This window comes from Proteus vulgaris (assembly GCF_016647575.1).
In the GTDB taxonomy this organism is placed as follows: domain Bacteria; phylum Pseudomonadota; class Gammaproteobacteria; order Enterobacterales; family Enterobacteriaceae; genus Proteus; species Proteus mirabilis_B.
In genome coordinates this window covers 1,113,469-1,137,965 of sequence record NZ_CP032663.1, presented here as the reverse complement: position 1 = coordinate 1,137,965, position 24,497 = coordinate 1,113,469, and the positions used below count along the sequence as shown (strand labels likewise).

Annotated in this window: 26 protein-coding genes; 22 read left to right on the top strand and 4 right to left on the bottom strand. The window is 39.5% G+C overall.

Annotated elements, in window-relative coordinates; translation table 11 throughout:
* Positions 1 to 68: 68 nt before the first annotated feature.
* Positions 69 to 458 (bottom strand): metal resistance protein, encoded by a 390-nt coding sequence (locus D7029_RS05220; RefSeq protein ID WP_088493445.1) that lies wholly within the window; start codon positions 456 to 458, stop codon positions 69 to 71.
* 365 nt (positions 459 to 823) lie between these two features.
* On the opposite strand from D7029_RS05220, the gene D7029_RS05215 reads away from it, so the two are divergent.
* From D7029_RS05215 to nadD, 8 genes are all read left to right on the top strand, one after another.
* Positions 824 to 1,717: an amino acid ABC transporter substrate-binding protein gene (locus tag D7029_RS05215; RefSeq protein ID WP_165125263.1), complete on the top strand. Its 894-nt coding sequence runs from the start codon at positions 824 to 826 to the stop codon at positions 1,715 to 1,717.
* A 115-nt stretch (positions 1,718 to 1,832) separates the two neighbouring features.
* The gene (locus D7029_RS05210) at positions 1,833 to 2,573 is read left to right on the top strand and encodes an amino acid ABC transporter permease (protein ID WP_069370058.1); all 741 of its coding nucleotides are present in this window, start codon (positions 1,833 to 1,835) and stop codon (positions 2,571 to 2,573) included.
* Positions 2,573 to 3,247 (top strand): glutamate/aspartate ABC transporter permease GltK, encoded by a 675-nt coding sequence (gene gltK / locus D7029_RS05205; protein ID WP_006537724.1) that lies wholly within the window; start codon positions 2,573 to 2,575, stop codon positions 3,245 to 3,247. The genes D7029_RS05210 and gltK overlap by 1 nt, the downstream gene beginning before the upstream one ends.
* Positions 3,248 to 3,973: an amino acid ABC transporter ATP-binding protein gene (locus D7029_RS05200; protein ID WP_098943889.1), complete on the top strand. Its 726-nt coding sequence runs from the start codon at positions 3,248 to 3,250 to the stop codon at positions 3,971 to 3,973.
* Positions 3,974 to 4,300: 327 nt separating this feature from the next.
* Positions 4,301 to 6,883 (top strand): leucine--tRNA ligase, encoded by a 2,583-nt coding sequence (leuS, locus tag D7029_RS05195; RefSeq protein ID WP_194952036.1) that lies wholly within the window; start codon positions 4,301 to 4,303, stop codon positions 6,881 to 6,883.
* 12 nt (positions 6,884 to 6,895) lie between these two features.
* Positions 6,896 to 7,444 (top strand): LPS assembly lipoprotein LptE, encoded by a 549-nt coding sequence (lptE, locus tag D7029_RS05190; RefSeq protein WP_088493449.1) that lies wholly within the window; start codon positions 6,896 to 6,898, stop codon positions 7,442 to 7,444.
* The gene (gene holA, locus D7029_RS05185; RefSeq protein WP_194952035.1) at positions 7,441 to 8,475 is read left to right on the top strand and encodes a DNA polymerase III subunit delta; all 1,035 of its coding nucleotides are present in this window, start codon (positions 7,441 to 7,443) and stop codon (positions 8,473 to 8,475) included. Before lptE ends, holA begins: the two co-directional genes overlap by 4 nt.
* On the top strand, positions 8,468 to 9,139 hold the full coding sequence (gene nadD, locus D7029_RS05180; protein WP_194952034.1) for a nicotinate-nucleotide adenylyltransferase: 672 nt from the start codon (positions 8,468 to 8,470) through the stop codon (positions 9,137 to 9,139). Before holA ends, nadD begins: the two co-directional genes overlap by 8 nt.
* A 6-nt stretch (positions 9,140 to 9,145) precedes the next feature.
* On the opposite strand, the gene D7029_RS05175 is transcribed toward nadD, so the two are convergent.
* Positions 9,146 to 9,892: a YbgA family protein gene (locus D7029_RS05175; RefSeq protein ID WP_194952033.1), complete on the bottom strand. Its 747-nt coding sequence runs from the start codon at positions 9,890 to 9,892 to the stop codon at positions 9,146 to 9,148.
* Positions 9,893 to 10,282: 390 nt separating this feature from the next.
* Here D7029_RS05175 and rsfS point away from each other — a divergent pair, with 390 nt between their 5' ends.
* The 10 genes from rsfS (at position 10,283) to crcB (ending at position 19,197) form a co-directional block, all read left to right on the top strand.
* The gene (gene rsfS, locus D7029_RS05170) at positions 10,283 to 10,609 is read left to right on the top strand and encodes a ribosome silencing factor (protein ID WP_006537732.1); all 327 of its coding nucleotides are present in this window, start codon (positions 10,283 to 10,285) and stop codon (positions 10,607 to 10,609) included.
* Between the two features lie 2 nt (positions 10,610 to 10,611).
* A complete protein-coding gene (rlmH, locus tag D7029_RS05165; protein ID WP_004246050.1) occupies positions 10,612 to 11,082 on the top strand; it encodes a 23S rRNA (pseudouridine(1915)-N(3))-methyltransferase RlmH in 471 nt (156 codons plus the stop codon).
* A gap of 38 nt (positions 11,083 to 11,120) precedes the next feature.
* Positions 11,121 to 13,016 (top strand): peptidoglycan DD-transpeptidase MrdA, encoded by a 1,896-nt coding sequence (mrdA, locus tag D7029_RS05160; RefSeq protein ID WP_088493454.1) that lies wholly within the window; start codon positions 11,121 to 11,123, stop codon positions 13,014 to 13,016.
* A gap of 5 nt (positions 13,017 to 13,021) precedes the next feature.
* Positions 13,022 to 14,134 (top strand): peptidoglycan glycosyltransferase MrdB, encoded by a 1,113-nt coding sequence (mrdB, locus tag D7029_RS05155; RefSeq protein WP_194952032.1) that lies wholly within the window; start codon positions 13,022 to 13,024, stop codon positions 14,132 to 14,134.
* 10 nt (positions 14,135 to 14,144) lie between these two features.
* Entirely contained in the window at positions 14,145 to 15,140 is a 996-nt protein-coding gene (gene rlpA, locus D7029_RS05150; RefSeq protein WP_194952031.1) for an endolytic peptidoglycan transglycosylase RlpA, read from the top strand.
* Between the two features lie 121 nt (positions 15,141 to 15,261).
* The gene (dacA, locus tag D7029_RS05145; RefSeq protein ID WP_194952030.1) at positions 15,262 to 16,473 is read left to right on the top strand and encodes a D-alanyl-D-alanine carboxypeptidase DacA; all 1,212 of its coding nucleotides are present in this window, start codon (positions 15,262 to 15,264) and stop codon (positions 16,471 to 16,473) included.
* Between the two features lie 200 nt (positions 16,474 to 16,673).
* On the top strand, positions 16,674 to 16,937 hold the full coding sequence (gene ybeD / locus D7029_RS05140) for a DUF493 family protein YbeD (protein WP_036912266.1): 264 nt from the start codon (positions 16,674 to 16,676) through the stop codon (positions 16,935 to 16,937).
* A 160-nt stretch (positions 16,938 to 17,097) separates the two neighbouring features.
* A complete protein-coding gene (gene lipB, locus D7029_RS05135) occupies positions 17,098 to 17,742 on the top strand; it encodes a lipoyl(octanoyl) transferase LipB (protein ID WP_088493458.1) in 645 nt (214 codons plus the stop codon).
* 101 nt (positions 17,743 to 17,843) lie between these two features.
* Complete coding sequence (gene lipA / locus D7029_RS05130) at positions 17,844 to 18,809, top strand: lipoyl synthase (RefSeq protein WP_075671558.1); 966 nt, start codon at positions 17,844 to 17,846, stop codon at positions 18,807 to 18,809.
* A gap of 13 nt (positions 18,810 to 18,822) precedes the next feature.
* Positions 18,823 to 19,197 carry a fluoride efflux transporter CrcB gene (gene crcB / locus D7029_RS05125; RefSeq protein ID WP_023581134.1) on the top strand — a complete coding sequence of 125 codons (375 nt, stop codon included), beginning with the start codon at positions 18,823 to 18,825 and terminating at the stop codon, positions 19,195 to 19,197.
* A gap of 175 nt (positions 19,198 to 19,372) precedes the next feature.
* On the opposite strand, the gene cspE is transcribed toward crcB, so the two are convergent.
* Both cspE and D7029_RS05115 read right to left on the bottom strand, forming a co-directional pair.
* A complete protein-coding gene (gene cspE, locus D7029_RS05120) occupies positions 19,373 to 19,582 on the bottom strand; it encodes a transcription antiterminator/RNA stability regulator CspE (RefSeq protein ID WP_023581133.1) in 210 nt (69 codons plus the stop codon).
* Positions 19,583 to 19,779: 197 nt separating this feature from the next.
* The gene (locus D7029_RS05115; RefSeq protein ID WP_194952029.1) at positions 19,780 to 20,253 is read right to left on the bottom strand and encodes a methylated-DNA--[protein]-cysteine S-methyltransferase; all 474 of its coding nucleotides are present in this window, start codon (positions 20,251 to 20,253) and stop codon (positions 19,780 to 19,782) included.
* A 283-nt stretch (positions 20,254 to 20,536) separates the two neighbouring features.
* On the opposite strand from D7029_RS05115, the gene D7029_RS05110 reads away from it, so the two are divergent.
* From D7029_RS05110 to nrdF, 4 genes are read left to right on the top strand one after another with little or no spacing between them, the layout of a single operon-like run.
* On the top strand, positions 20,537 to 20,761 hold the full coding sequence (locus tag D7029_RS05110; protein ID WP_075671554.1) for a glutaredoxin family protein: 225 nt from the start codon (positions 20,537 to 20,539) through the stop codon (positions 20,759 to 20,761).
* A gap of 11 nt (positions 20,762 to 20,772) precedes the next feature.
* On the top strand, positions 20,773 to 21,192 hold the full coding sequence (nrdI, locus tag D7029_RS05105) for a class Ib ribonucleoside-diphosphate reductase assembly flavoprotein NrdI (protein ID WP_088493461.1): 420 nt from the start codon (positions 20,773 to 20,775) through the stop codon (positions 21,190 to 21,192).
* Positions 21,193 to 21,197: 5 nt separating this feature from the next.
* A complete protein-coding gene (gene nrdE / locus D7029_RS05100; protein ID WP_194952028.1) occupies positions 21,198 to 23,324 on the top strand; it encodes a class 1b ribonucleoside-diphosphate reductase subunit alpha in 2,127 nt (708 codons plus the stop codon).
* A 24-nt stretch (positions 23,325 to 23,348) separates the two neighbouring features.
* The gene (gene nrdF / locus D7029_RS05095; RefSeq protein WP_194952027.1) at positions 23,349 to 24,317 is read left to right on the top strand and encodes a class 1b ribonucleoside-diphosphate reductase subunit beta; all 969 of its coding nucleotides are present in this window, start codon (positions 23,349 to 23,351) and stop codon (positions 24,315 to 24,317) included.
* Positions 24,318 to 24,497 lie beyond the last annotated feature (180 nt).

Genomic DNA, 24,497 nt, shown 5'->3' with positions numbered 1-24,497 from the left:
TTCCTACAACGCTACACATAGAGCCACGCCCAAAATAGACGCGCAATCTTTTAGCTAAAAGGAAATTTCTAATCCCTCAAAATACAATAATGAAGGTGAAGTCTGATTGGAGGAGGTGGATGATGATGTTTTTTCTGATTACGCTGACGCGACACATAGATGGCAGCCATGCTTAACAATAGCAATACTGCCCATGAATGGAAAAATGGCTCTATTGTTAATGGAGGAACAGATAATAATGATTTGGCGCTCAATTCACAGGTAGACAGTGAATAAGTGTGCTCTGTTGCGCTATTCTCATCGGCAATCGGTGTTGATAGTGGGTATTGTGTTTGAGAGACAGCCGTTGCTAAGCGCTCACTAATGATGTGGGCACCTAATGAACGCTGAACAATGCAACACAAGATCAGCAAAACTGTTATCACCACTAGCCAGCGACCTGACCGCCAATTACTCATAGATGTTCCTCATCAATATGACCCGCTATCTTAACGGTAATCCACAGACAAACAACTCCTTAAGACAAACTTTACAAATCCCTACTGAGTTTATTTTTCGCATTATCTCAATTTTTCATCTTTAACCTTTATTTCTATAAGGTTTCTACTACAATAATTTTAAATATTGAAAACAACTTCCAAAAAAATAATCAACTACATTTGATTTCATTCTTTTATTGAGAGATACCTCTCGTATTTCACAAATTGCACTTCCCAACAGTATGTTATTTGTTCTATCTATTAACATTATCAAAACAAATTAAAACAAAAAAGCAACACAAAGCAAAACACAAATATCCCTTATCACCACGACAGGAGTTATTATGCGCATGCGTAAACTAGCATTATCATTAATGATCTTAGGGGCTGCAGGAGCTGTGCAGGCAGAAGAACTCACTGGAACCTTAAAGAAAATCAATGACAACGATATTATCATCGTTGGACACAGAGAATCCTCTGTTCCTTTCTCTTACTATGATAATCAACAAAAAGTGGTTGGTTATTCTCAAGACTATTCCAACCTCATTGTGCAGGCTGTGAAAGACAAAATAGGCAAACCAAACTTACAAGTTCGCCTCATTCCTATTACTTCTCAGAATCGTATTCCATTATTACAAAATGGCACATTTGATTTTGAGTGTGGCTCAACAACCAACAATGAAGCTCGTCAGCAACAAGCTAGCTTCTCTAATACTATTTTTATCGTAGGTACACGTTTACTGGCGAAAAAAGACAGTGGAATTAAAGATTTCGCTGACCTGTCCGGTAAAAACGTTGTTGTAACATCGGGAACAACATCCGAAATGTTACTCAACAAGTTAAATGATGAGAAAAAGATGAATATGCGCATTATCAGCGCAAAAGATCATGGAGACTCATTCCGTACACTTGAATCAGGTCGTGCTGTTGCCTTTATGATGGATGACGCATTACTGGCGGGTGAACGTGCTAAAGCGAAAAAACCGGGTGAGTGGGAAATTGTAGGAACCCCACAATCTGAAGAAGCATATGGTTGTATGTTGCGTAAAGATGACGCTCAATTCAAAGCGTTAATTGATGAAACTATCGCTAAAGCACAAAAATCAGGTGAAGCAGAAAAATCGTTCAGTCGCTGGTTTAATGCACCAATTCCACCTAAAAATCTTAACTTAGAATTCACCATCTCTGATGAAATGAAAGCATTATTTGCATCACCAAATGATAAAGCGTTGAACTAAAAACACATAAGCAGTTGATGCAAAATAAATAATTATAAAGTATCTGTTGGACAGACAGATCAGTGAAGTTTGGGGCAGTCGTTCCCTGCCCCTCTTTTTCACCGGAGGTGAAATCATGTCGATTGATTGGGATTGGGGGATATTCTTCCAAGAAGCCCCATTCGGAAACACCACATACTTAGGATGGCTGATTTCTGGCTTCCAAGTCACCATTGCCTTATCTCTATGCGCTTGGGTTATCGCTTTTCTTGTCGGTTCTTTATTCGGAATTTTACGCACAGTACCTAATCGGTGGCTTTCAAGCTTAGGCACTGTTTATGTTGAGTTATTCCGTAACGTACCACTTATTGTTCAATTCTTTACGTGGTATCTCGTCATTCCTGAATTATTGCCTCAATCTATTGGCGACTGGTTTAAAATGGACTTAGCGCCAAATGTGCAATTTTTTGTCTCATCAGCACTCTGCTTAGGTTTGTTTACCGCAGCGCGTATGTGTGAACAAGTTAGAGCCGCAATAAACTCATTACCTCGTGGTCAAAAAGCCGCAGGTTTAGCATTGGGCTTAACTTTACCCCAAACCTATCGTTATGTTTTATTACCTAATGCATACCGCGTCATTATTCCACCAATGACATCCGAAATGCTCAATCTCGTAAAAAACTCAGCGATTGCTTCTACTATCGGACTTATTGATATGGCGGCACAAGCGAATAAACTGCTCGACTATTCAGCAAAAGCGTATGAATCATTCACAGCAATCACACTTGCCTATGTATTTATCAATGTCATCATTATGCTAATAATGCATTGGCTTGAAAAACGCGTTCGCTTACCCGGCACAACGGGAGGTCAATAATGTACGAATTTGACTGGAGTTCTGTTGTTCCAAGCCTACCATTTTTAGTCGATGGAATGGCAATCACGCTAAAAATTACTATCACCGCTATTGTGGTCGGTATTTTATGGGGAACGGTGCTTGCTGTTATGCGCCTATCTACCTTTAAACCTATTAGCTGGTTTGCAGCCGCTTATGTTAATACCTTCCGTTCTATCCCATTAGTCATGGTATTACTGTGGTTTTATTTAATTGTGCCTAACATATTACAAAATGTTCTAGGACTTTCACCGAAAAGTGATATCCGTTTAATTTCAGCAATGATAGCGTTCTCTTTATTTGAAGCGGCTTATTACTCTGAAATTATAAGAGCGGGCATTCAAAGTGTTAGCAAAGGGCAATTTTCAGCCTCACTCGCGTTAGGTATGACCAAGTCACAAACAATGCGTTTAGTGATCTTACCTCAAGCCTTTCGAGCCATGATCCCGCTTTTACTGACTCAAGGAATTGTATTATTCCAAGATACCTCCTTAGTTTACGTTTTAAGTCTTACTGACTTTTTCAGAACAGCGGCAAATATTGGAGAGCGAGATGGTACACAAGTTGAGATGATCCTCTTTGCTGGTTTTGTTTATTTTGTCATTAGCTTCGCCGCTTCGATGTTAGTGAACTTTCTTAAAAAAAGGACTACCTAGATGATTTCCCTAAAAGACGTATCCAAATGGTATGGTCAGTTCCAAGTACTGACTGAATGTTCCACTGAAGTTAAAAAGGGGGAAGTTGTTGTTGTCTGTGGGCCTTCTGGATCAGGTAAATCAACACTGATCAAAACAGTGAATGGCTTAGAGCCTATACAACAAGGCGAGATCCTTGTTAATGAAATCAAAGTAAATGATAAACATACTGATCTTGCTAAATTACGAGCAAAAGTGGGTATGGTATTCCAACATTTTGAGCTCTTTCCTCACCTCTCTATTATTGAAAACCTTACACTGGCACAAGTTAAAGTGCTTAATAGAGAGAAAACTGCCGCAAAAGAGAAAGGGTTAAAGCTCTTAGAACGTGTGGGATTAGCAAGCCATGCTAACAAATACCCAGCTCAGCTTTCAGGTGGTCAGCAACAACGCGTCGCCATTGCTCGCGCATTATGTATGGACCCAATTGCAATGTTGTTTGATGAACCCACATCAGCACTTGATCCTGAAATGATTAATGAAGTACTTGATGTAATGGTAGAGCTGGCAAATGAAGGTATGACGATGATGGTTGTGACCCATGAAATGGGTTTTGCTAAAAAAGTTGCCGACCGTATTATTTTTATGGATGAAGGTCGAATTGTGGAAGATAGACCTAAAAATGACTTTTTTGATAATCCAAAATCAGCGCGAGCAAAAGATTTCCTCGCTAAAATTCTGCACTAATCCCCACATCCCTTCTGCTGACGTGCTTTTTTTAGCACGTCAGCCCAAAATAATAATTTCGATTAACCTCGCAATTAAATATTAAGCAATCTTCTTTTCTCGCAACATCACTATTATTTTTTCACAAAATACGCATTTATTGTCTTTTTGCTTTAACTCTTTCCAAGATATCTCGCAATTGTCTTGAAAAAGTTATGCAAACAGTGGCTTTCATTGAGATCAATAGTTGTGGCTATTAGACAAAATCAGCTATGCTATGCAAGTCTTAATTTCATAATAGCGGTTACCCTCCGGTAGCCATTAATTCACCATAGGATTATCGGTGCCATGCAAGAACAATATCGTCCCGAAGATATAGAGCAAACTATCCAGGAACACTGGGAAAAGAACAATACATTTAAAGTGACAGAAGATAATAACAAAGAAAAATATTACTGCCTGTCAATGCTACCTTATCCTTCTGGCCGACTTCACATGGGACACGTCCGTAACTACACCATTGGTGACGTGATTTCCCGTTATCAACGTATGCTAGGTAAAAACGTCTTACAACCTATTGGTTGGGATGCGTTCGGTTTACCAGCAGAAGGTGCCGCAGTAAAAAATAAAACAGCTCCAGCACCATGGACTTACGAAAACATCAATTACATGAAAAACCAGTTAAAAAAACTGGGTTTTGGTTACGATTGGGATCGTGAAGTCACTACTTGTACTCCAGAATATTATCGCTGGGAACAGTGGTTCTTTACTAAGTTATATGAAAAAGGCTTAGTTTATAAAAAGACCTCTGCTGTTAACTGGTGCCCACACGACTTAACCGTTTTAGCCAACGAACAAGTTATTGATGGCTGTTGCTGGCGTTGTGATACCCCTGTTGAACGTAAAGAAATTCCACAGTGGTTTATCAAAATTACCGAGTATGCTGAAGAGCTGTTAAACGATTTAGATACGTTAGATGAGTGGCCTGAACAAGTTAAGACCATGCAACGTAACTGGATTGGTCGCTCAGAAGGTGTCGAAATTAAATTTGATGTTGCTGACAGCGACGACACCATGACTGTTTATACAACGCGTCCAGATACATTTATGGGAGTCACTTATGTTGCAGTTGCAGCAGGTCACCCATTAGCGCAAAAAGCTGCTCAAAATAACCCTGAAGTTCAACACTTCATTGATGAATGCCGTAATATGAAAATGGCAGAAGCCGATATGGCAACAATGGAGAAAAAAGGGATTGCAACAGGTCTTTATGCTATTCATCCATTAACTAAAGAGAAAGTCGCTATTTGGGTGGCCAACTTTGTATTAATGGAATACGGCACAGGTGCTGTAATGGCAGTCCCAGGTCACGATGAACGTGACTGGGAATTTGCAACCAAATACAACTTACCAATTAAAGCTGTTATTGCAGATGCTGAAGGTAATCAACCTGACTTATCTGAAGGTGCATTAACCGAGAAAAATAGCCTGATTAACTCTGGTGAATTCTCTGGGTTAGACAACCAAGCTGGCTTTAACGCAATTGCAGATAAACTGGCACAAATGGGTGTTGGTGAGCGTAAAGTTAACTACCGTTTACGTGACTGGGGTGTTTCTCGTCAACGCTACTGGGGTGCGCCAATTCCAATGGCAACCTTAGAAGATGGTACTGTTGTTCCTGTTCCTGAAGATCAACTACCAGTGATCCTGCCAGAAGATGTAACAATGGATGGGATCACCAGCCCAATCAAAGCAGATCCTGAGTGGGCAAAAACTACGATCAATGGCCAGCCAGCGCTGCGTGAAACTGATACTTTCGACACCTTTATGGAATCTTCTTGGTATTACGCTCGTTATACCTGCCCAGATTACGATAAAGGCATGTTAGATCCGAAAGCAGCTAACTATTGGTTACCTGTTGACTGGTATATTGGTGGTATTGAGCACGCCATCATGCACTTAATGTATTTCCGCTTCTTCCATAAGCTGATGCGTGATGCAGGTTTAGTGAACTCTGATGAACCAGCAAAACGCTTACTGTGCCAAGGCATGGTATTAGCTGATGCGTTCTATCACACGGGTGAAGATGGTGCTCGTCATTGGGTATCTCCTGCTGAAGCTATCGTTGAACGTGATGAGAAAAACCGCATCATAAAAGCGACTGACAGTGAAGGTCATGAACTGACTTATGCTGGCATGAGCAAAATGTCTAAATCTAAAAATAACGGTATCGACCCACAAACGATGGTTGAACGTTATGGTGCAGATACCGTTCGTTTATTTATGATGTTTGCTGCTCCACCAGAGTTAACACTGGAATGGCAGGAATCTAGCGTCGAAGGTGCAAACCGCTTCTTACGTCGTTTATGGCGTTTAGTCCACGAACATTCTCAAAAAGGAGCGACACAGTCTCTTGATCTTTCTGCACTGACAGAAGAACAAAAAGATTTACGTCGTGACTTACATAAAACGATCGCGAAAGTATCTGATGACGTAGGTCGTCGTTTAGCCTTTAACACAGCGATTGCAGCCATTATGGAGTTAATGAATAAATTAACTCGTGCAACACAAGAAACAGAACAAGATCGCGCTTTAATGCAAGAAGCATTAGAAGCCATTGTTCGTATGCTTTCTCCAATCATCCCTCATGCTTGTTTTGTTATGTGGCAAGCATTAGGTGGAAAAGAGGACGTTGATGTTGCACCATGGCCTGTTGCTGATGAAGAAGCAATGGTCGATGACACCAAGCTGATCATCGTTCAAGTGAATGGTAAAGTGCGTGGTCGAGTCACTGTTCCGGCTAATTCAGAAAAAGAATATGTTCAGGAAATGGCGACAAAAGAGTACAGTGTTGCTAAATACTTGGAAGATGTGACTGTTCGTAAAGTCATCTATGTTCCAGGAAAATTACTGAACATCGTTGTTGGCTGATAAGGAGGCCTAGTGCGATATCTACTTTCGCTATTTTTCGGTTTAGCGGTGTTAATCACCGCTGGCTGTGGTTTTCACCTTCAAGGTAAAACTCAGGTTCCAGCAGAATTAAAAACGCTTTATCTTAGCTCTGGTGACCCTTATGGCCCATTATCTCGTGTAATGCGTCAGCAACTTAGATTGAGTGGTGTTCAGCTTGTTGAAAATCCAACAGCAAATATCCCTATTCTTAAAATTGTCGGCTCATCTGAAAGTAAAGAGACCGTTTCTGTGTATCAAGACGGTAAATCAGCAGAACGTCAGTTAACATTTGTGCTTGATGCACAAGTGATTATGCCTGATGGTACGATTTACCCAATTTCATCACAGGTTTCACGCCCATTCTTCGATAACCCATTAGAAGCATTAGCGAAAGATGCTGAAAATGACATTATCAAGCAAGAGATGCGTGAACAAGCGACAGCAATATTAGTGCGTAAATTATTGGTTGTTCACAATGCTGAACGCCAAAAAGCCGCACAAGCTGAGCAGGCAAAACAGATAATCTCACCCGCCAAATGATCCGCTTATATCCAGAACAACTGAATGCGCAGCTCCAAGAGGGGCTGCGCCAAAGTTACCTACTCTGGGGTAACGAACCTCTGTTACTCCAAGAGTCTCAAGATGCTATTCAATCCGCTGCTAAATCCCAAGGATTTGTCGAGCATTATCAATTTACCCTTGATAATAATACGGACTGGAATGAAATTTACTCGCTTTGTCAATCGCTAAGCCTTTTTTCTCAAAGACAATCTCTTTTACTGCATTTACCTGAAAATGGCCCCAATGCAGCGATGTCAGAGAAACTTACTCGCCTATCGCAAGAATTACATCAAGACTTATTGTTGATTTTACGTGGCAATAAACTCACAAAAGCACAAGAAAACAGTGAATGGTTTAAAACATTAAGCCAACACGGAACCTATATTTCTTGTCTAACACCTGAACTTGATAAATTACCTAATTGGGTTGCGCGGCGAGCAAAACAAAAAGGGTTAGCGCTGGATGAACAAGGTAATCAATTACTCTGCTACTGTTATGAAGGGAATTTATTGGCACTGGCACAAGCCATTGAGCGTCTTTCTCTGTTGTACCCTGACGGTAAGCTAACGCTCCCAAGAGTAGAAGCGGCGGTCAATGATGCGTCACATTTTACCCCTTATCACTGGGTTGATGCATTACTTGCAGGGAAAACACAACGTGCATGGCATATCTTGCAACAACTCAAAAGAGAAGACTCTGAACCTGTTATTTTACTCAGAACTTTACAACGTGAGTTAATGCAGTTGATTACGCTGCATCGAGAATCTAAAACGGCTTCGTTAAAAACAATTTTCGATAAGCATCGAGTTTGGCAAAACCGACGCCCAATATTCACAGCAGCACTACAACGTTTATCTGAACATCAATTGCTGACAGCCATACGATTACTCGCAACAATTGAAATTACGATTAAGCAAGATTATGGACAGACAGTTTGGCCCTCTCTTAGTGCTCTGGGCTTATTACTTTGTGGAAAAGCATTGCCAGAAGGATTTGTAAGTCATGCCTAAAACCAATCACTCAACATCTTTAATTAACCAAGCCATTGCTTTATATGGTGGTACATTTGATCCTATTCATTATGGGCATTTACGTCCTGTTGAAGCCCTTTCCGGATTAATTGGTTTAAAAGAAGTGATTTGGTTACCTAACAATATTCCTCCTCATCGCCCTCAACCAGAGGCGTCTTCTCAACAACGTCTTGAGATGGTACGTCTGGCTCTTGAGCCATATTCTTCATTTAAAGTCGATACTCGTGAACTTGAGAAGCCAACACCTTCTTATACTATTGAGACATTAAGAGACTTCAGAAAAGAAATCGGCAATAAACAACCCTTGGCTTTTATAATTGGTCAAGACTCATTGCTATCAATTAATACATGGCATCAGTGGGATCAACTATTGAACGTATGCCATTTACTAGTTTGTGCCCGCCCCGGTTATCAAACGCATTTCGAATCAACACAAATGCAAGCATGGCTGACCAAACATCAAACTCATCAGCAAGAAGATATTCATTGTTTACCTGCAGGTAAAATATTCCTCGCTGACACACCACTTTATAATATTTCAGCGACTGATATTCGAGCTCGCCATAAAGCAGGATTAGATTGTCACGATTTACTACCAAGTTCTGTTGAAGACTATATTCGCCAGCAACAACTCTATAAATAATTAAGACTAAAGTTGCTCTCTTAAATAATTAAAAGCGAGCGGATAAGGCGAAAAATAGCGTTGATGGCTCAAATATTCATCAGGATAAACAGCTAACCAATATTTGAGTAAATCACAAGGTTTAGATAAAGGCACGATACCTTGACGATATTGTAAAATTGTCTGAGTCATTTCTTGTTTTTGTTGTGAACTTAGATTTCGCTTAAAATACCCAGCCATATGCATTAACGCATTAGTTTGCCCTTCTCTATTTGCTGCAACACTAAATGCTTTCATTAGCTTTTCCTGATATTTCGATGCAACATCTTCAAGGGGAATGGTATCAGAAAAATTAGCAATATCATGCCCCAACTCTCGATAAGCTGCTTGTGAATAAGCCATAATTAAATATTTGTATCGACTATGAAATTTAACTAAAGCCCCTTTAGTTAATGACTGATTAACCTGTTGTTGGTAATCAAACAGTGTGAAAAATTGGGTAAGAAAATGGTCAAGAGCAATAGGCTGTAAAAATTGATCAATATTTAATTGAGGTAAAGTAAAATTCGAAGGTGAGGAAAGGCTGTCTCCTCTTTTTCCAACATAACCATAAAGCGGCAACAGGTTATCCCTATTTTGAGCCTCTATCTGCATAATACCTATCTTTTCCGCCTGAACAGTATCGCAAAGCAATGCTAACTTCTCTTGCAATTGGTGATTAGTGTTACTCACAATTTCTGAAGATAACCCGAGATAATTTTCTTTTCTTTCCATTCTTTTTCTCTCTAACTAAAAAGTATGAGTATTAGTCTGTATAATCTAAACTTAACAAAGTGAAAACACGCTAATTAGGTGTTTCATGAGCATTGACAGACGAGGTTTAGCTGTTATTCTCACCCACTGCTCCCTTAAGGGAACTGTAAGGTAAAACTGTCGTCTAAACGGAAAAGTTCTTATCTGCCTTCTTTTTGTTATTTATTATGACGCAGTTAATGGGCATATATGAATTTTTCTAAATCAAACGTCGAAAAACAAGAAAATGAGGTTTATGTTCTTGTTATTGCTAACTAGAATTAATCATCCAGTAAAATAGATTTATTGGTATAAATTCCTTTAAAATAGCGCTTATTATTTTTTCGACTGAATCAACCCATTAGATTAAAGGTGATCCTTTTGCAAGGTTCTGAATTACAGCAATTTATTATTGATAAACTTGAAGATTCTAAAGCTCAAGACATTATTGCATTAGATGTCCGTGGAAAATCAAGTGTAACTGATTACATGATCATTTGTACGGGTACATCAAGCAGACACCTCATGTCAGTTGCAGATAATCTCGTTGATGATTGCCGCGAAGCGGGATTACAACCTTTAGGTGTTGAAGGACAAGGCGTTTCTGACTGGATTGTCGTTGATCTTGGCGAAGCCATGGTACACGTTATGCAAGAAGATAGTCGCCGTATGTACGAACTTGAAAAACTCTGGAGCTGAGTTTGAAATTACAGCTCATTGCCGTTGGTACAAAAATGCCGGACTGGATACAGACCGGCTTTATGGATTATCTTAATCGATTCCCCAAAGACATGCCTTTAGAACTTATCGAGATCCCCGCAGGCAAGCGAGGAAAGAATGCGGATATTAAACGTATTCTCGAAAAAGAAGGTGAACAGATGTTAGCTGCAGTAGGTAAAGGAAATCGTATCGTCACTCTCGATATTCCTGGCGCTCGCTGGGATACGCCAAAACTTGCAGAACAGCTTGATCGATGGAAGCTCGATGGTAGAAATGTCAGCTTACTCATTGGTGGCCCGGAAGGATTAGCACCCGCTTGTAAAGCTGCGGCTGAACAGAGCTGGTCTTTATCTCCTTTAACAATGCCACATCCCCTTGTTCGTGTCGTGGTTGCAGAAAGCCTTTATCGAGCATGGAGCATTACCACAAACCATCCTTATCATCGTGAATAATCAATAAATTGGCGGGTCAGTAAGTGAAGTCAAATGGGATGAAAAGAAAAAAACGTACCCCGTTTCGAGATTATACTGCGGAATCAAAGCTATTTATCCGTCGTGTGATTGTCGCATTTTCAGTAATTATTATATTGAGTGGTGTTTTGGTTTTTAACCTCAATCACTTACAGATCGCTCGCCATGATGATTATCAGACACGTTCAAATGATAACCGAATTAAATTAGTACCGATTGCTCCCAGCAGAGGTATTATTTACGATCGCAAAGGCATCCCTCTTGCGCTTAATCGTACTATCTACCAATTAGAAGTTGTGCCTGAAAAAGTAGCAAACTTACAAGAAACGCTGGAAAGTTTAAGGGATGTTGTTGACTTAACTGACGAAGATATTGCTGCATTTGAAAAAGAGCGCAAGCGCTCACGTCGATTTAGCTCTATCGCCTTAAAAACAACATTAAGCCAAGTACAAGTCGCACGTTTCGCTATCAACCAATATCGCTATCCCGGCTTAGAAATCAAAGGCTATCAACGTCGTTATTATCCTTATGGCTCAGCATTAACGCATGTGATTGGTTACGTCGCAAAAATTAATGATAAAGATGTTGAACGTCTAGATAAAGAAGGTTTATCACCTAACTATGCTGCAACTCATGATATCGGTAAGTTAGGCATCGAACGTTATTATGAGTCTACTTTGCACGGCACAACAGGCTATGAAGAGGTTGAAGTTAATAGCCGAGGTCGAGTTATTCGCCAATTACACGAACAGCCGCCACAAGCAGGTAAAGATATTTATCTTACCATCGACCTTGAACTGCAAACCTATATTGAAACATTGCTCACTACAAGCCGAGCCGCGGTTGTAGTAACCGATCCTCGCAATGGTGAAATTTTAGCTCTGGTGTCAAACCCTAGCTACGATCCAAACTTATTTGTTGGTGGAATATCAAACACAGAATATCAAGGATTACTAAACAACCCTGATAGACCGCTGATCAACCGAACAACTCAAGGTCTTTACCCACCAGCATCAACCGTGAAACCCTTTATGTCTGTTGCGGCATTAAGCGAAGGTGTGATCACAGCCAATACAACCATTCATGATCCCGGCTGGTGGCAACTTCCTGGCTCAGAAAAACGTTATCGAGACTGGAAGCGTTGGGGACATGGAAAACTTAATGTCACAAAATCTATCGTAGAATCAGCGGATACCTTCTTCTACCAAGTTGCTTATGATATGGGAATTGATCGTATATCAACTTGGATGGGTCGCTTTGGCTATGGCGAATATACAGGTATTGATCTCTCTGAAGAGCGAAATGGCATCATGCCAACACGTGAGTGGAAACAGCAACGTTATAAAAAACCTTGGTATCAAGGTGACACGATCCCAGTAGGGATTGGACAAGGTTATTGGACAGCAACGCCAATTCAAATGGCGAAAGCTTTAATGACATTGATTAATGACGGTCAAGTTAAAACTCCTCACCTACTTTACGGTACAAAACTAGGCAATGAAATGCTGCCTTATGTTGATACTGAAACTCGCCAAATTGGCGATATCCACTCAGGTTATTGGGAACTCGCAAAATACGGTATGTATGGTGTGGCTAACTTCCCAAATGGTACAGGTCGCCGAAGTTTTGCTGATGCACCTTATAAAGCAGCAGCAAAATCGGGAACGGCACAGGTGTTTAGTTACGAAACCTACAATGCGAGCCAATTGGCAGAACATCTTCGTGACCATAAGTTGATGATTGCCTTTGCACCTTATGATAATCCAACTGTAGCTATCTCTATTATCTTAGAAAATGGTGGTGCAGGCCCTTCTGTCGGTGATATTACAAGACAAATCCTTGACCACATTCTCCTTGGTGATAACAACACTGTATTGCCAGCGTCTCCACCAGCACCGCGTGGTTCAGAGGAATAATACTCATGACTGAAAATAATAAGAAAAAATCCTTCTGGACACGGATACATATCGATCCATTATTCTTACTTTGTATTATTGCGTTATTAGGATACAGCGCATTTATTATGTGGAGTGCCAGCGGGCAAGATCCAGAAATGATGCAACGTAAGTTAGGGCAGATTGCTATGGGTTTCATGGTCATGATAGTCATGGCGCAAATCCCACCAAGAGTCTATGAAAGCTGGGCTCCTCATCTCTATTTCTTCTGTGTTATTTTACTTATTCTTGTTGATGTCTTTGGGCAAATCAGTAAAGGTGCACAACGTTGGTTAGATTTAGGTATTGTGCGTTTTCAGCCTTCAGAAATTGCTAAAATAGCCGTACCTTTAATGGTCGCTCGATTTATGAATCGCGATGTGTGCCCTCCTACATTACGTAATACGGCCATTGCTCTGGTACTTATTTTTGTGCCAACTTTATTAGTCGCCGCACAGCCAGATTTAGGAACATCTATTCTTGTTGCTGCTTCTGGATTATTCGTCCTTTTCCTTGCAGGAATGAGCTGGCGACTTATCACTGTGGCTATTATTCTTGTTGCCGCCTTTATCCCCATACTCTGGTTTTTCCTCATGCATGATTACCAGCAAGCACGGGTAATGATGCTTCTCGACCCTGAATCAGACCCGCTTGGGGCAGGATATCATATCATCCAATCTAAAATTGCCATTGGTTCTGGTGGATTACATGGAAAAGGATGGTTACAAGGCACTCAATCTCAATTAGAATTCTTACCAGAGCGCCATACAGACTTTATTTTTGCTGTATTGGCGGAAGAACTCGGATTAATTGGTGTTTTGATACTACTGACTCTTTATATACTCTTAATCGCGCGGGGCCTTTACCTTGCAACGAAAGCACAAAATACATTTGGTAGAGTAATGATTGGCGGATTAATGCTAATTTTCTTTGTCTATGTCTTTGTCAACATAGGAATGGTGAGTGGCATTCTTCCTGTTGTCGGTGTTCCGTTACCGCTGATGAGTTATGGAGGCTCGGCCCTGATTGTATTAATGGCAGGGTTTGGTATCGTGATGTCGATTCATACACACCGAAAACTACTATCGAAAAGTTTATAATGAGGTTTTTATGCGTCTGCAATGGGTTTTGATTGGTATCAGTGCATTGCTACTGTCGGGGTGTGTTGTTGATAAAACGAATACCAATAAACCGCCAGCACCATTACCCAATGTGCCAGCTCAACGTGTTCTCGGTGCAGAGCCACGTTACGAGCCTTATCATCCTACGGCAAATCAAGATTATCGAAAAAATGGGGTGGTTTACCGTATTGTGACTGATCCTGCAAACTTTAGTGAGCGAGGAGAAGCGATTGTCTATGATAGTTTAGCGATGAGTCGTTTAACTACCATTGGTGAACGCGTTAATCCTTATGAGTTTGCTGTTGCTCATCCTACATTACCGATCCCAAGCTATGCAAAAATCACAAACTTACTCAATGGGCGCACAATGGTTGTACGTATTAACGACCGTGGCCCTTACGTCAATGGAAAACAGATCCAAGTCACTCCAGCGGTTTCTGATAGCTTACGTTTAATGCCGACAACACCCTTGCTTATTGAAGGAATTGTTGTTGACCAAAGTGGCCATATGAGCGGTATCGGTACACATGGTGCGCAAATAGAGAAGAAAACGACCGCATTACCTGAGCGTCCTAATTTTAATGCTCAGCCAGCAACACCTGCGCCATTAACGACATCAACACCTATCAACAACAATATGCCTGTTGAACCATCGGCTCCTGTGCAAGTAAAAGCACCTACTCCAATTCCGGCACCAGTTCCAACGCCGGCTCCGGCGAAGGCAGAAGCCCCCAAACCCGTATTATCCTCAAATTCCATAGCACAAGGCTTTTATGTCCAAGTTGGTGCTCTCAGTAACGAAAATAATGCACAATTTTGGCTCAATGATTTATCGTCGTTATTTAACACTCAAGGTGTGATCAACAAAACAGATGGATTATATAAAGTACAACTCGGCCCTTATTCATCTAAAGATCAAGCCGAAACGATAAAAAACAAGCTAAAACAAGTTAAAGATATCACTGGATTTATTATTACCCAATAAAGGATAATTTACGTAAAATCCTTTTTATATCAGCAAATTCAAGCGTAGAATCGTCTGGATTTGCTGATATTTTATTTATCAGTCCCTATTTTTCCCTGAATTTTCGGATTAAACAAACAGAATGAAACAAATACTCCCAGCAAAATTACTAAGAACAAGCCTATTAAGCGCCACTTTTGCTTTACTCACAGTAAGCCATCAAAGTATTGCGGAAGATTCCCTAAAAACAATGATACCGGCTGTTCCTAGTATCGAAGCCGAATCTTATATTCTTATTGATTATAATTCTGGGAAAGTACTGGCTGAAATGAATGCCGACGTTCGTCGTGATCCTGCAAGTTTAACCAAAATGATGACCAGCTATGTTATCGGTCAATCCATTCGTGCTGGTAAAATCTCTAATAGCGATATCGTACCGATTGGTGAAGAAGCGTGGGCGACGGGTAATCCTGTTTTTCGCGGCTCATCTTTAATGTTCTTAAAACCGGGTGATCAAGTTACTGTTGCGCAGTTAACCCGTGGTATTAACTTACAATCAGGGAATGATGCTTGTGTCGCAATGGCCTCTTATGTTGCAGGAAGCCAAGATACATTTGTGACCATGATGAACGACTACGTTAAACGTCTTGGTTTAAAAAACACACAGTTCCAAACCGTTCATGGTCTTGATGCTCCGGGACAATATAGCTCGGCTCGCGATATGGCACTAATTGGTGCTGCATTAATTCGCGATGTGCCTGATGAATACGCCATCTATAAAGAAAAAGAGTACACCTACAACAATATCCGCCAAACAAACCGAAATGGTTTGTTGTGGGATACCAGTTTAAATGTTGATGGTATTAAAACAGGCCATACTGCATCAGCAGGTTATAACCTTGTTGCGTCTGCAACTGAAGGCGATATGCGTTTAATTTCTGCTGTTATGGGTGGTCACTCATCTAAAGGTCGTGATGCCGAAAGTAAAAAGCTACTTACTTGGGGTTTTCGTTTCTTTGAAACCGTAAAACCATTACAAGTGGGTAAAGAATTTGCTGCTGAGCCTATCTGGTATGGCGAGACAGATAAAGTACAATTAGGGGTAGATAAAGATGTTTATTTAACTATTCCTCGTGGTCGTTTAAAAGATTTAAAAGCAAGCTATGTTCTTGATAATGTAGAATTACATGCACCTGTGACTAAAAACCAAGTTGTAGGAACAATTAATTTTCAACTTGATGGTCAAGTTATCGAACAGCGTCCGCTAGTTGTGATGAATGAAGTAAAAGAAGGTGGTTTCTTTAGCCGTATTATTGACTATATCAAATTATTATTCTCACACTGGTTTGGCTAAGACTTGAAAAAGGTAAATGTGACCACATATAACTTTTATACAGATATTGGCAGAAACACATTTACCATTCCCATATTTACCCTAATTACCAGTATCGCATTCCTTATTATGTAAGGAATGCGCTTTTTATTTGCTAAGATTAGGTGTAGAAATAAATTATTAAAACAACAGCACCTGTTGTCTTAAGGAATTACATTATGATGAAAACAAAATTAAATGAACTGTTAGAGTTTCCATGTTCTTTCACTTATAAAGTGATGGGTCATGCAAAACCAGAATTAGTGGATCAAGTTGTTGAAGTTATTCAACGCCATGCGCCTGGTGATTACACACCATCGGTTAAACCGAGTAGCAAAGGTAATTACCACTCTGTTTCTATTACCATCAACGCAACTCATATTGATCAAGTAGAAACGTTGTATAAAGAATTAGGTGAACTTGAACTAGTACGTATGGTTCTGTAATCTCTTCTTTTAGCTAATGACTTTTTAAAAGCGCCTTTCATCAAGGCGCTTTTTCTTATTCTGCATTTCCTCATTTTTCACCCTACCTCGGAAAAAAAACATCTCAATCTGGTAGTTCATTTACTGGAGCGTTATACTGCTCTTCACAATTACGCTACAAATGAAGATTTTCACGGTGCAAGACAAGACAATCATTATTCGCCAATTAGGTGTGAAACCCTATTTACCGGTTTCTGATTCTATGCATCAGTTTACGGAAAAACGGGAAAGTCACACACCTGATGAAATATGGCTCGTTCAACATGAACAGGTTTTTACCCAAGGCCAAGCAGGTAAAGCTGAACACTTATTAAATACGGGAACTATCCCGGTTATTCAATCCGATCGTGGTGGTCAAGTAACTTATCATGGCCCCGGTCAGCAAGTGATGTATGTTTTAATTGATTTAAAACGCAATCATGTAGGTGTTCGTCAATTAGTTACCGCTCTTGAAAACACCGTTATAGATACGCTAGCAGAGTTTAATGTGGAAGCTTATGCTCGCGCTGATGCGCCCGGCGTTTATGTAAAGGGTGATAAAATTTGCTCTTTAGGATTACGCATTCGTAAAGGTTGCTCCTTTCACGGACTTGCGCTCAATATCGATATGGATTTATCCCCTTTTGCACGAATAAATCCTTGCGGTTATTCTGATCTAAAAATGACGCAGTTAATTGATTTTGCACCGAATACGACAACGACACAGGTAGCACCGTTATTAGTTAAGCATTTTTGTACACAACTAGGATTTCAACCACAGCAATAAAAATGCTATAATTTTTTTAACATTTGTCATATTTTTTTAAAACCCTGATTACCTCAGTCACATCGTGTTAATCACTCTAGATAACTGGAACTGGCACAATTATGAGTAAACCTATTCAGATGGAACGCGGAGTTAAATATCGCGACGCCGATAAAATGGCACTTATTCCTGTTAAAACAGTCGCTACAGAACGTGAACAACTGCTACGCAAACCTGATTGGATGAAAATAAAGCTACCCGCTGACTCAAGTAAAATTCAGGGTATCAAAGCAGCAATGCGTAAAAATGGCCTTCATTCCGTCTGTGAAGAAGCCTCTTGCCCTAACCTTGCTGAGTGTTTTAACCACGGAACGGCAACCTTTATGATCTTGGGTGCAATTTGTACACGCCGTTGCCCATTCTGCGATGTCGCTCATGGCCGTCCTAATGCTCCCGATCCTCAAGAGCCAGAAAAACTTGCTCAAACTATTAAAGATATGGGATTACGCTACGTCGTAATTACGTCCGTAGACCGTGATGATCTACGTGATGGTGGTGCTCAACATTTTGCTGATTGTATTGCTGCAATTCGTGCAAAAAATCCAACGATCCGTATTGAAACATTAGTTCCTGATTTCCGTGGCCGTATGGATAAAGCGCTTGAGATCCTCACTGATACTCCACCAGATGTCTTTAACCATAACTTAGAGAATGTTCCTCGCGTTTATCGTCAAGTACGCCCAGGTGCTAACTATCAATGGTCGCTGACATTGTTAGAGCGTTTTAAGCAAGCTCACCCTGATATTCCAACAAAATCAGGTTTGATGGTCGGTCTTGGGGAAACCAACGAAGAAATTATTGACGTTATGCGTGATCTGCGTAAACATGGGGTAACGATGCTGACATTAGGGCAATATTTACAGCCAAGTCGTCACCATCTTCCTGTTCAACGCTACGTCAGTCCTGACGAGTTTGAATATATGAAAGAGCAAGCACTTGCGATGGGCTTTACCCATGCAGCTTGTGGGCCGTTTGTTCGCTCGTCTTATCATGCTGATCTTCAAGCTCAGGGGATTGAGGTTAAATAACAATTAATCTCTCATGCTTAATATTGCAATTGCTGTATTTATAGGTGGTGGTTTAGGTAGCGTATTACGCTGGCTAATTAGCTACCGCCTAAATTCTATTTTTCCTCATTTTGCCACAGGCACCTTTATTGCTAACTGTATTGGTGCTTTTATTATTGCCTTTGGTATTGCTTGGTTTAGCAAAGCACCACATATTGATCCTATTTGGAAAATTATGCTAACTACGGGCTTTTGTGGCGGTTTGACAACGTTTTCAACCTTTTCAGTCGAAGTTGTCGCACTCTTAACTGAGGGGAAGATAGGATGGGCATTAAGTACGATGGGCGCTAACTTGGCGGGTTCATTTTTAATGACCGCATTTGCATTTTGGTTACTACGCGAGATGTAATGCTCAGAATATAAAAGTCCGTTAAAAAATAGGCTTTGCTCTAGATATATAAAAACCCGTTAAATAACGGGCTTTGCTCTAGATATATAAAAACCCGTTATTCAACGGGCTTTGCTCTAGATACATAAAAACCCGTTATTCAACGGGTTTTTACTTGTCTCAAAGAAGTCGTTAATTAGATAGCGACAACGTTTGCAGCAGATGGCCCTTTCGCGCCGTCAGTAACTTCAAACTCTACTTTTTGACCTTCAGCAAGGGTTTTAAAGCCTTCTGATGTAATAGCGGAAAAGTGTACAAATACATCTTTGCTGCCATCTTCTGGAGTGATAAAACCAAAACCTTTAGTTTCGTTAAACCACTTAACGTTACCTTTTAATTTAGACATCAAGTTTACCTTTAAAATAGAAAATAAACGCAAGCGTTTTGCGTTAGCTATAGTAAAACAAAAATGATGATTCCCTGTCCACAGTCTAGATCACGAAACTCACATTTTTTTTCTGCCAAATGATTAATATTCAGACAAATCCCATGCCTTAACACATAGTTCACTTAAGAAACAATACTTAATACTTACAATCTGAACTATTCATCGACTTCTACCTTTTCATATTGAAGCAGCCAACGCTTAATATCTAATCCACCGGTATAGCCGACTAACTTACCGTTATGACCAATAACTCGATGACAAGGAATAATTAAAGAAATTGGATTGCGTGAATTTGCCATTCCTACCGCTCTGCAATAATTGACCGAACCTAATGTAAGCGCCAATTTTTTATAACTCCAAATTTCACCATAAGGGATGGTTTGTAATGTTTTCCAAACACGGCTTTGAAATTCCGTTCCTTCTGGCGCTAATGGCACCGAAAATGTCGTGCGTTTACCTGCAAAATACTCTTTTAATTGTTTTATACATTGGTTAATAACGGGGCTCGAATTTACGGCAGCCTCTTTGTCATTCACAAAATAGAGACTCGTGATCCCTTTTTCATTTGCAGTGATAGAGATATAAGGTTTTGGGAAGCCTTTAGGTGCATCGAGATAGTCTTGGTACATAATGTTTTCTCTGCTGATTTGTCTTTAGCAATCAGATTAAATCATGCTTGATTGATAAAGCAATCATCTAATTACTCGTATATCTAATAAAAATTGATCAATCGAGCGATCTAAAAATAAAATTAGTTTACTAACTGTTTAATTTTAATGATAATCATTATCAAAAATGAAAATCACCATATATTGTGTGGTTGAAAATAAACAACTCTATATATAGTATTTAAGTACTTCTCATTATGGATGTGAAAACAGACGCATCCATATTTTTATAAGGGTTATTTTTATGTCTGTTATCCTCTATACCAAACCGAATTGCGTTCAATGCAGTGCCACAGAACGCGCTTTAAAACAGAAAAACATTCCGTTTGTTGCAGTCGATCTCACCAAAGATACACAAGCTCTCGCCCGTATCGTTTCTATGGGATATCGCCAAGTACCTGTTGTGGTTCATGGTGAACAGCATTGGTCAGGTTTCTGCCCTGATAAAATCAGACAGATCACGCTCTAAAGGAGCATCTCATGCAAACTGCACCTTTGATCTATTTTTCAAGTCGCTCTGAAAACTGCCATCGCTTTGTACAAAAGCTCAATTTAAATGCGACCAGAATTATTGAAGATGAAACATTGCTTGCAACACAACCCTTTGTGTTGCTTTGCCCAACTTATGGTGGTGGTGGTACTAAAGGTGCAGTTCCTAAAGCAGTTATTCAGTTTTTAAATATTCCTGAAAACCGCCAATTAATACGTGGAGTCATTGCTTCTGGAAATACTAACTTTGGTGCAGCTTACGGATTAGCTGGCGATATTATTGCACAAAAATGCCAAATCCCTTTTTTGTATCGATTTGAATTATTAGGTACGCCAGAAGATGTGAATCGCGTAAAAACAGGTTTAAGTACATTTTGGTCAAGTCTTACTGACCAATGCGTCACGAGATAATTAACATGACACAATCAACAGAACAACTGGATTACCATGCATTGAATGCCATGCTAAATCTCTATGATGAGCAAGGTAATATTCAGTTTGATAAAGATAAATTAGCAACACACCATTTTTTTCGTCAACATGTAAATCAAAACACAGTATTTTTTCATGATCTAAAAGAAAAACTCGAGTTCTTAGTACAACAACACTATTACGAAGCGCAAGTGTTAGAACAGTATGAATTTGCCTTTATCAAACAGCTATTCAAACATGCTTATAGTAAAAAATTTCGCTTTCAATCTTTCCTTGGTGCTTTTAAGTACTACACCAGTTATACCTTAAAAACCTTTGATGGAGAGCGCTATCTTGAACGCTATGAAGATCGCGTTTGTATGGTGGCTCTCACGCTTGCACAAGGCGATACTGATCTTGCTATTCATCTTGTAGATGAAATTATTAGTGGTCGTTTTCAACCCGCTACACCGACTTTTTTAAATTGCGGAAAACAACAACGCGGTGAATTGGTTTCCTGCTTTTTATTGCGTATAGAAGATAATATGGAATCTATCGGTCGATCGGTAAATTCCGCGTTACAGCTTTCTAAACGTGGCGGTGGTGTTGCATTTTTGCTCACTAATTTACGTGAAGCAGGTGCACCGATTAAACGTATAGAAAATCAATCTTCTGGCGTTGTTCCTGTTATGAAAATGCTTGAAGATGCTTTTTCTTATGCTAATCAGTTAGGTGCAAGACAAGGAGCTGGCGCTGTTTATCTTCATGCTCATCATCCAGATATTTACCATTTTCTTGATACAAAAAGAGAAAATGCAGATGAAAAAGTGCGAATAAAAACGCTCTCTTTAGGCGTTGTTATCCCTGATATCACGTTTGAATTAGCGAAACGCAATGAAGATATGTATCTCTTCTCACCTTATGATGTAGAGCGTGTTTATGGCGTACCTATGTCGGAAATCAGTGTGAGTGAAAAATACAGTGAGATGGTGAATAACGCGCAAATTCGTAAGAAGAAAATTAAAGCGAGGGAGTTTTTCCAAACACTTGCCGAAATTCAATTTGAGTCTGGCTATCCTTATATCATGTTTGAAGATGCGGTAAATCGTGCCAATCCTATCGCTGGTAGAATTAATATGAGCAATCTTTGCTCTGAAATTTTACAAGTAAACAGCGCCAGTGAGTATCACCCAGACTTAAGCTATCGCCATATTGGTCATGACATCAGTTGTAACTTAGGTTCTATGAATATTGCTATGGCAATGGATTCACCTAATTTTGCACATACCGTCAGCACGGCAATTAGAGCATTAAGCAATGTCTCTGAAATGACGAAAATTGAGTCCGTTCCTTCTATTGAAAAAGGTAATCTCGCTTCTCATGCCATTGGTTTAGGACAAATGAATTTACATGGCTACTTAGCGCGTGAAGGGATTTATTACGGCTCTGAAGAAGCATTAGATTTCACTAATATCTATTTTTATACCGTCACTTACTATGCGTTGTTAGCTTCAAATCAATTAGCCATTGAAAAAAAACAGCAGTTTAAAGGCTTTGAAAATTCGAAATACGCAACGGGTGAATATTTTAATAAATATGTATCACAACAATGGTTGCCTAAAACACAAAAAGTCCACCAGCTATTTAATCAATCTAATGTTCATATTCCGACACAGGAAGATTGGCAGGCTCTCAAGCAATCTATTATGACGCATGGGATCTATAACCAAAATTTACAGGCGATACCACCAACAGGATCTATTTCCTATATCAACCACTCTACATCGAGTATTCATCCTATTGCCGCACCAATAGAAATTAGAAAAGAAGGTAAAATTGGGCGAGTTTATTACCCAGCTCCCTTTATGACCAATGAAAACCGTCAGTATTATCAAGACGCCTATGAAATTGGGGCTGAGAAAATTATTGATACCTATGCTGAGGCTTCTCAACATATCGACCAAGGTTTATCGCTCACATTATTCTTTTCTGATGAAGCAACAACCCGTGATATTAACAAAGCGCAAATATATGCATGGCGTAAAGGTATTAAAACCTTGTATTACATTCGTATCCGACAATCTGCATTAGCAGGTACTGAAATCAAAGGCTGTGTTTCGTGCGCACTTTAATAATAACAATAAGGAGAACATAGCATGTCATCACCTTTATTAAGCCACGTTAATGCGATTAATTGGAATCGCATTGAAGATGAAAAAGATTTAGAAGTTTGGAATCGCTTAACCATGAATTTTTGGTTACCTGAAAAAATTCCACTCTCTAATGACATCCCCTCATGGAACACGCTGACTCAAGCTGAAAAACAACTCACAATTCGTGTTTTTACAGGGTTAACTTTGCTTGATACGATCCAAAATACCGTAGGTGCGCCCACTTTGATGCCTGATGCACTCACGCCACATGAAGAAGCCGTGTTATCTAATATCTGCTTTATGGAAGCGGTTCATGCTCGCTCTTACAGTTCAATATTTTCCACACTCTGCTTAACAACTGATGTCGATGAAGCATACCGCTGGAGTGAGGAAAATCCTTACTTACAAAAGAAAGCAGAAATTATTTTGCGTTATTATCAAGATGAAGATCCTTTAAAGAAAAAAATCGCCAGCGTCTTTTTAGAATCCTTTTTATTTTATTCAGGATTCTATTTACCCATGTATTGGTCAAGCCGAGGGAAATTAACCAATACAGCCGATTTAATTCGTCTTATTATTCGAGATGAAGCCGTTCATGGTTATTATATTGGCTATAAATTTCAAAATCAGTTATTAAATAAATCCGAATTAGAGAAGCAAGATATTAAAGATTTTGCTTTCTCATTATTATTAGATTTATATGACAATGAAGTGAAATATACCGAAGATCTTTACGACACGGTAGGTTGGACAGAAGATGTCAAAAAATTTCTTCATTACAATGCAAATAAAGCATTAATGAATTTAGGGTATGAAGCTTTATTCCCTGATGAAATAACAAATGTAAGCCCTGCAATTCTTTCTTCATTATCGCCAGATGCAAATGAAAATCACGATTTCTTCTCTGGTTCAGGTTCATCTTATGTTATTGGAAAAACCATTAACACTGAAGATGATGATTGGGATTTTTAAGGTTTATTAACTTAGTTGAAGGTAAAAGAAACAACAAAATACATTCAATTTAATTATGTATCACATATAAAACATAATGCACTGAAAAATATAGATTATTTTTTGGTGCATTTTTATTTGTTCACTAAACAATCTAATTGATTGATTTTTGCCGTTCAATATTGTCAAAAAATCAATTTT

What these genes read in the sequence shown, in the direction of transcription:
- D7029_RS05220 (WP_088493445.1), bottom strand. Translation starts at nt 458, where the DNA reads ATGAGTAATTGGCGGTCAGGTCGCTGGCTAGTGGTGATAACAGTTTTG.
- D7029_RS05215 (WP_165125263.1), top strand. Translation starts at nt 824, where the DNA reads ATGCGCATGCGTAAACTAGCATTATCATTAATGATCTTAGGGGCTGCA.
- D7029_RS05210 (WP_069370058.1), top strand. Translation starts at nt 1,833, where the DNA reads ATGTCGATTGATTGGGATTGGGGGATATTCTTCCAAGAAGCCCCATTC.
- gltK (WP_006537724.1), top strand. Translation starts at nt 2,573, where the DNA reads ATGTACGAATTTGACTGGAGTTCTGTTGTTCCAAGCCTACCATTTTTA.
- D7029_RS05200 (WP_098943889.1), top strand. Translation starts at nt 3,248, where the DNA reads ATGATTTCCCTAAAAGACGTATCCAAATGGTATGGTCAGTTCCAAGTA.
- leuS (WP_194952036.1), top strand. Translation starts at nt 4,301, where the DNA reads ATGCAAGAACAATATCGTCCCGAAGATATAGAGCAAACTATCCAGGAA.
- holA (WP_194952035.1), top strand. Translation starts at nt 7,441, where the DNA reads ATGATCCGCTTATATCCAGAACAACTGAATGCGCAGCTCCAAGAGGGG.
- nadD (WP_194952034.1), top strand. Translation starts at nt 8,468, where the DNA reads ATGCCTAAAACCAATCACTCAACATCTTTAATTAACCAAGCCATTGCT.
- D7029_RS05175 (WP_194952033.1), bottom strand. Translation starts at nt 9,892, where the DNA reads ATGGAAAGAAAAGAAAATTATCTCGGGTTATCTTCAGAAATTGTGAGT.
- mrdA (WP_088493454.1), top strand. Translation starts at nt 11,121, where the DNA reads ATGAAAAGAAAAAAACGTACCCCGTTTCGAGATTATACTGCGGAATCA.
- mrdB (WP_194952032.1), top strand. Translation starts at nt 13,022, where the DNA reads ATGACTGAAAATAATAAGAAAAAATCCTTCTGGACACGGATACATATC.
- rlpA (WP_194952031.1), top strand. Translation starts at nt 14,145, where the DNA reads ATGCGTCTGCAATGGGTTTTGATTGGTATCAGTGCATTGCTACTGTCG.
- dacA (WP_194952030.1), top strand. Translation starts at nt 15,262, where the DNA reads ATGAAACAAATACTCCCAGCAAAATTACTAAGAACAAGCCTATTAAGC.
- ybeD (WP_036912266.1), top strand. Translation starts at nt 16,674, where the DNA reads ATGAAAACAAAATTAAATGAACTGTTAGAGTTTCCATGTTCTTTCACT.
- lipB (WP_088493458.1), top strand. Translation starts at nt 17,098, where the DNA reads ATGAAGATTTTCACGGTGCAAGACAAGACAATCATTATTCGCCAATTA.
- lipA (WP_075671558.1), top strand. Translation starts at nt 17,844, where the DNA reads ATGAGTAAACCTATTCAGATGGAACGCGGAGTTAAATATCGCGACGCC.
- crcB (WP_023581134.1), top strand. Translation starts at nt 18,823, where the DNA reads ATGCTTAATATTGCAATTGCTGTATTTATAGGTGGTGGTTTAGGTAGC.
- cspE (WP_023581133.1), bottom strand. Translation starts at nt 19,582, where the DNA reads ATGTCTAAATTAAAAGGTAACGTTAAGTGGTTTAACGAAACTAAAGGT.
- D7029_RS05115 (WP_194952029.1), bottom strand. Translation starts at nt 20,253, where the DNA reads ATGTACCAAGACTATCTCGATGCACCTAAAGGCTTCCCAAAACCTTAT.
- D7029_RS05110 (WP_075671554.1), top strand. Translation starts at nt 20,537, where the DNA reads ATGTCTGTTATCCTCTATACCAAACCGAATTGCGTTCAATGCAGTGCC.
- nrdI (WP_088493461.1), top strand. Translation starts at nt 20,773, where the DNA reads ATGCAAACTGCACCTTTGATCTATTTTTCAAGTCGCTCTGAAAACTGC.
- nrdE (WP_194952028.1), top strand. Translation starts at nt 21,198, where the DNA reads ATGACACAATCAACAGAACAACTGGATTACCATGCATTGAATGCCATG.
- nrdF (WP_194952027.1), top strand. Translation starts at nt 23,349, where the DNA reads ATGTCATCACCTTTATTAAGCCACGTTAATGCGATTAATTGGAATCGC.